General features: G+C 52.6%; 6 protein-coding genes and 1 pseudogene. 4 read left to right on the top strand and 3 right to left on the bottom strand.

Going from position 1 to position 6,097, the window contains the following annotated elements:
* The coding region (gene katG / locus ABU178_RS18260; RefSeq protein ID WP_397217540.1) for a catalase/peroxidase HPI at positions 1–1,706 on the top strand (1,706 nt) is incomplete at its 5' end.
* A 300-nt stretch (positions 1,707–2,006) separates the two neighbouring features.
* On the opposite strand, the gene ABU178_RS18255 is transcribed toward katG, so the two are convergent.
* Positions 2,007–2,873, bottom strand: a complete 867-nt coding sequence (locus ABU178_RS18255; protein ID WP_397217538.1) for an aldo/keto reductase family oxidoreductase — start codon at positions 2,871–2,873, stop codon at positions 2,007–2,009.
* Between the two features lie 84 nt (positions 2,874–2,957).
* On the opposite strand from ABU178_RS18255, the gene ABU178_RS18250 reads away from it, so the two are divergent.
* Complete coding sequence (locus ABU178_RS18250; protein ID WP_397217555.1) at positions 2,958–3,587, top strand: TetR/AcrR family transcriptional regulator; 630 nt, start codon at positions 2,958–2,960, stop codon at positions 3,585–3,587.
* 28 nt (positions 3,588–3,615) lie between these two features.
* On the opposite strand, the gene ABU178_RS18245 is transcribed toward ABU178_RS18250, so the two are convergent.
* Positions 3,616–4,050 carry a carboxymuconolactone decarboxylase family protein gene (locus ABU178_RS18245; RefSeq protein ID WP_397217553.1) on the bottom strand — a complete coding sequence of 145 codons (435 nt, stop codon included), beginning with the start codon at positions 4,048–4,050 and terminating at the stop codon, positions 3,616–3,618.
* Positions 4,051–4,071: 21 nt separating this feature from the next.
* A pseudogene (locus tag ABU178_RS18240) lies at positions 4,072–4,422 on the bottom strand (carboxymuconolactone decarboxylase family protein); the annotation flags it as partial.
* 89 nt (positions 4,423–4,511) lie between these two features.
* Between ABU178_RS18240 and ABU178_RS18235 the strand changes: the two are divergent.
* A complete protein-coding gene (locus ABU178_RS18235; RefSeq protein WP_397217536.1) occupies positions 4,512–5,420 on the top strand; it encodes a LysR family transcriptional regulator in 909 nt (302 codons plus the stop codon).
* Between the two features lie 85 nt (positions 5,421–5,505).
* Entirely contained in the window at positions 5,506–5,835 is a 330-nt protein-coding gene (locus ABU178_RS18230; protein WP_397217534.1) for a DHCW motif cupin fold protein, read from the top strand.
* Positions 5,836–6,097 lie beyond the last annotated feature (262 nt).

Below are 6,097 nucleotides of genomic sequence, written 5' to 3'. Positions count from 1 at the left end.
GGGCTGACCTGTATATTCTGGCGGGTAACGTCGCGCTGGAAAATTCCGGCTTCCGTACTTTTGGCTTCAGTGCCGGACGCGAAGATGTCTGGGAACCCGATCTTGATGTGAACTTTGGTGACGAGAAGACCTGGCTGGAACATCGTCATCCTGAGTCGCTGGCTTCAGCTCCGCTGGGCGCAACCGAGATGGGCCTTATCTATGTTAACCCTGAAGGTCCGCAAAACAGCGGCGATCCGGCTTCAGCCGCGCCTGCTATTCGCGCCACGTTCGGCAACATGGGTATGAACGATGAAGAAACCGTTGCGCTGATCGCAGGTGGTCATACGCTGGGCAAAACCCACGGCGCAGGCGCTGCCAGCAACGTTGGTGTCGATCCGGAAGCCGCGCCGATTGAAGCGCAGGGATTAGGCTGGGTCAGTAGCCATGGCAGCGGTGCAGGCGCCGATGCGATTACTTCTGGTCTGGAAGTTGCCTGGTCGCAGACGCCTACCCAGTGGAGCAACTACTTCTTTGAAAACCTGTTCAAATATGAGTGGGTACAGACGCGCAGCCCTGCCGGCGCGATTCAGTTCGAAGCCGTCAATGCGCCGGAAATCATTCCTGACCCGTTCGATCCGGCGAAGAAACGCAAGCCGACCATGCTTGTTACCGATCTGACGCTGCGATTCGATCCGGAATTTGAGAAAATTTCCCGTCGTTTCCTGAACGATCCTCAGGCATTCAATGAAGCGTTCGCCCGAGCCTGGTACAAGCTGACCCACAGAGATATGGGACCCAAGGCGCGTCACATCGGCCCGGAAGTACCAAAAGAAGATTTGATCTGGCAAGACCCGCTGCCGCAGCCGATTCATAACCCGACAGTAGCAGATATTGAGAGCCTGAAAACAGAGATTGCCAACGCTGGTCTTTCTGTCGGCGAGCTGGTCTCTGTGGCCTGGGCTTCCGCCTCGACTTTCCGTGGCGGCGACAAGCGCGGCGGCGCTAACGGCGCACGACTGGCGCTGGTTCCTCAGCGAGAGTGGGAAGTTAACGCAAACGCAACCCGTGCGCTCTCAGTGCTGGAATCTATCCAGCAGGCATGCGGTAAAGTCTCGTTGGCGGATATTATCGTGCTCGCTGGCGTAGTGGGTATTGAGAAGGCGGCGGCAGCAGTTGAAGTTAACGTTGATGTGCCTTTCGCTCCGGGTCGTGTCGATGCCCGTCAGGATCAGACCGATATTGAGTTATTCGACCTGCTCAAACCGGCTGCTGATGGCTTCCGCAACTACCGTGGCGTACGTAATGCGACCTCGACTGAGGCGCTACTGATTGATAAGGCGCAGCAGTTGACGCTGACGGCGCCGGAGCTGACTGTACTGGTTGGTGGCCTGCGTATGCTGGGCGCGAATTTCGATGGCAGCCAGCACGGTGTTTTCACCGATCGTCCGGGCGTACTCAGCAATGATTTCTTTGTCAATCTGCTGGATATGCGCAACGAATGGAAAGCCACCGATGCGACCTCCGAACTGTTTGAAGGACGCGACCGTCAGAGCGGCGAGGTGAGATTCACCGCGACCCGCGCAGACCTGGTGTTTGGCTCAAACGCCATTCTGCGTTCCGTTGCAGAGGTTTATGCCAGCAGCGATGCCAAAGAAAAGTTTGTGAAAGACTTTGTCGCGGCATGGACCAAAGTGATGAATCTGGATCGTTTCGACCTGCGTTAAGGTGTTATCTCCGGGGAGTGGTGTATACCACTCCCCTTTTTTGTCCGCTGTAAACGTCATACAGAAAGGGAGACGGGCTTATGCTCCTTAATGAAAAAAATCACTTCAGCCAACAGTCAGAAACCCAGGGTAAGGAATGCCCGGAAAGCGATGGCGTATCAAGGGTCATCTGTTCCTACAGCAGAGAGCATGCCAAAGTGAGCAACCTTTGCAAAATGGGACTCTCGCTTCAGGCGATAGCCGCCATAACAGGGCTGACGGAAAAAGAGCTGAGGCGTTTTCAGTAATTTTACCTTTCACCTAAGAGGCAATGGAATCAAGCCTGTTATACATTTCATCCGTCAGATCGATCTCTGCCGCTTTCATATTTTCATGAAGATGGGCAATGGATGACGTGCCGGGGATCAGCAGGATATTTGGCGACCGGCGCAACAGCCAGGCCAGCGCCAGCTGCATCGGCGTTGCGTCAATGGTGCTCGCGGCTTCTGATAGCGTGGCAGAGTGCAACGGTGTGAAGCCACCCAGCGGGAAGAAAGGTACATACGCAATGTTTTCCCGGGCGAGCGCATCTATCAGATCGTCATCCCGACGCTGAGCGATGTTATACATATTTTGCACGCAGACGACAGACGTGATGCTGCGCGCTTCGGCAATCTGAGCTTGCGTGACGTTGCTCAGGCCAATATGCCGTATCAATCCCTGCTGCTGCAATTCAGCCAGCGCGGTTAGCTGTTCTTCGATTGATCCTTCAGCTGGCGAAAAGGCATCAAACATAATACGCAGATTAACCACCTCCAGGACTTCCAGCCCCAGGTTGCTCAGATTGTCGTGTACAGCCGCGGTTAATTCTTTTGCCGAAGAGGCAGGAAGCCAGCCCCCCTTCCCGTCACGACGCGCTCCGACCTTGGTCACGATGATTAAATCGTCACGATAAGGCGCAAGCGCCTCACGGATGATCTGATTGATGATATGCGGCCCGTAGAAGTCGCTGGTGTCGATATGATTGATCCCCAGACTGACCGCTTCATGCAGCACATCCAGCGCGGCCTGGCGATCTTTCGGCGGGCCAAACACGCCCGGCCCGGCCAGTTGCATCGCGCCATAACCCATTCTTTTCACAACGCGCGAGCCGAGGGTGAACGTTTCGCCTGATGTCATGTTACTCATATTCGTTTCCTTATTGATTAATTCAACTGAGCAACGTATAGGGTATGAACGATCATCTGTTTTTGGAATTCGCATTCCATGAGTATGCCAGAACCATCACTTAAGCCACGTAGATCGCCGGTTCAGGCCAGGTCGGCTGCCACTGTCGACGCGCTCCATACGGCAACCATTCAGGTTTTGACCCGGGAAGGACTGGTGCGCTGCACCACATCGCGTGTGGCGATGCGCGCGGGAATATCAGTGGGCAGCCTGTACCAATACTATCCAAATCGCGATGCGCTGCTCGCTGCGGTACTTGAAAAGCATCTGAATGGCGTCCTCGCCGTGGTGGAGCAAACTTGCCGCGCCCATCGTGGGAAATCTGTAGCTGAATTCATTCCCGCTCTGGTCAGCAACTTCCTGAACGTCAAGCTGCGGGATCCGCTCGAGTCCCGCGCGCTTTATGCCATTGCCGCTGAGCGTGGCGGCGCACAGCTTGTTACGCGCATACAGAATACGATAGCAACAGCGCTGACAGACACGTTAACGAGCGCGCCTGATGTCCGGGCTGGCGATGCGCGGATCACTGCGCTAATGATGCTGACGGCGCTCGCCGGGCCTGTGCGCCTGGTGCTTGAAGGCGCTTCTCCGCCCGGCTTTGAGGAGAATCTGGAGACTGAGCTGGTGCGGCTGCTTAGCGCATATGTGCAGACTGACAGCATCGCATCGAAGTAAAGCCCTATTGTACGGCCTGCTACATGATTTACTGGCGGTTTTGCTCAGCTTCTGCGGCCGCTTCGCTGAAAACTGCCTGCGCCGCAAATACGCCATTAAGCGCAGCCGGAAAGCCAGCATATATCGCCATCTGTTGTATGACCTCGATAATTTCACCCTCAGTAACGCCCACGTTTAATGCCGCGCTGATGTGCACTTTCAGTTGAGGCGACGCCGTTCCCATGGCGGTCAGCATAGCGATGATGGCCAGCTCTTTCGTTCTGTTATCAATGACGTTACGCGACAGCACATCCCCATAAGAAAATTCCACAACAAAGCGTGACAGATCCGGGGATATAGCCCTAAGACTTTGCGTCACTGATTTCCCCGCGCCAGCGCTGAGCTTTTCGACAGCCGAAAATCCCCGCGCATAGCGATCGCCAGTGGGTGTGAATGAAACCGGCTGGAATCCCCCTTCTTGCAGGTCAAAAATCTCTTTTGCAGCGGCCACACCGTTTTCTGCGGCAGGAAAACCAGCAAAAACGGCACACAACAACATGACTTCTGTTACGGCATCGGGAGTGCAGCCGACATTCAGCGCGCCAGCGATATGATAACGGAGCTGTGGCTGTGCATTAGCCATTGCAGCTAAAGCTGCTACCGTACATAGCTGGCGGGTCGGCAGATCCAGCTCCAGACGGGAAATAATTTCACCGTAGCAGAATTCTACTGTTAACCGTGCAAGGTCGGGAGCCGTTTGCTCAAGGATAGTGAGAGGACGATCGAAGTCGAGACCGCCTACCTTGCTGAGCGTATCAATACCCTTGTCAAAACGTTGAGATTTAATCGTGATCATTGTTTCTGTCTCGCAGGTGATCTGTTTCCCTGGAGTCTATAAACAGGTTTTTAATCGATCCAATACTCTCTCTGTGATACCTTTTCGGTATGAATACTCATATCGATTTACGTCAGTTCCGCTATTTTATTGCGGTCAGTGAAGAGCTGAATTTCGGGCGGGCGGCAAAGCGTCTGTATATTTCGCAGCCGCCGCTGAGCAGGCAGATTCAACAACTGGAAAACCAGCTAGGCGTTGAACTTTTCGTACGCAATAAAACCGGCGTTTCTCTGACAAAAGCCGGAAGAGCATTTTTACCTGAAGCAAGACGTACGCTGGCTCAGGCAGAGCGAGCTGTGGCTGCTGCCCGGGCGGCTCGTGAAACAGGAAATCGGCGATTTGTTATCGGTTTTACTACTGTATTTGACCGAAGCGTTATTCCTGACCTGTCAGAAAGTTTTCCTCTTCGTTTTCCCGGTTGGCAACTCGTTACGCACGACAAACATTCAATCAGTCTGGTTCGCGACGTTCTGAACGGTGTTATGGATGCGGCTTTTATCGGTTTACATACCGATTCACGTGGGCTGAAAACGGAAGTCATTCACAGGGAGCCGTTTGTAGTTGCTTTGTCAGCTAATCATCGACTGGCCAGAAAGCAAAAGCTAGGAAAGGCCGATCTTGCAGGCGAAACCCTGTTCTGGTTTCCGCGCCGACTTAATCCTGGCTTTTATGACTACTGTCACTCCTTTTTTGCGCAGGCAGGTTTCCGGCCTGAAACACGTCAGGAACCACCCGATCATCACATTTTGCTGGGGCTGATTGCTGAAGGCAAAGGTCTGGCTTTTATCCCTTCGTCACTTCAGAACGTTCGGCGTCAGGGTGTGGTGTTCAGGGCTTTGAAACAAGAATTCGATTCATTGTCGGTTGGAATTGCCATCGCTTATCCGCAACAAAATCCATCGCCTTTACTGCTTTCTTTTCTGGAACTGGTAAGGGAGCGGTTCAAAAGCTCATCTTGACAGGTGTTCGACGAAAACTTTTCCTGAATGTTATTAAAAAGGATATAAAAGTGTTAACCCGAACTCAGCAAACAAGGATAATTCAATGCAGATAAATAATATCCCTTTTGGGACCACCCTTTGGCACGAGATAGAGCCGGAAATCCATCAGGGTGACCAGGGCTACGCCCTGTGGCGTACCGCCCGTTTTAATGATATCCGCGTAAGAATGGTGGAATATTCTCCCGGTTATCTGGCCGATCACTGGTGTTTGAAAGGCCATATTCTGCTGTGTCTGGAAGGTGAACTTCATACAGAACTGGATGACGGACGCACCTTTACTTTGACGGCAGGTATCAGTTATCAGGTGGCTGATAATGCTGAAGCTCACCGATCGTCAACGGTAACCGGCGCAAAGCTGTTTATTGTGGATTGAGCCGCATATGAAGCTGTCTCAGTAAAAACGACATTTTATTGTTTCTTACAGCCCTGGATAACAGGGCTTTTGAGCAGGCATAAGATTACCGATCCTTTGTAACTATTTTTGCTTTCATCTCTCTTTGCTCTGCCGGATTTATGCACAGGCGATAAATTATTGCTCAGTGCCGGATTGGTTATCCACATATACAGCAAATAGATCCTAATAAACGATCATAAAGAGATCCCTAAAAGATCCAAAGAGATCCCCGATCGTCGCA

It is taken from the genome of Pantoea osteomyelitidis, assembly GCF_044342975.1.
GTDB classification, from domain to species: domain Bacteria; phylum Pseudomonadota; class Gammaproteobacteria; order Enterobacterales; family Enterobacteriaceae; genus Pantoea; species Pantoea osteomyelitidis.
Note: the sequence above shows the minus strand (reverse complement) of the source record. Positions and strands in the feature narration are given on the sequence as shown.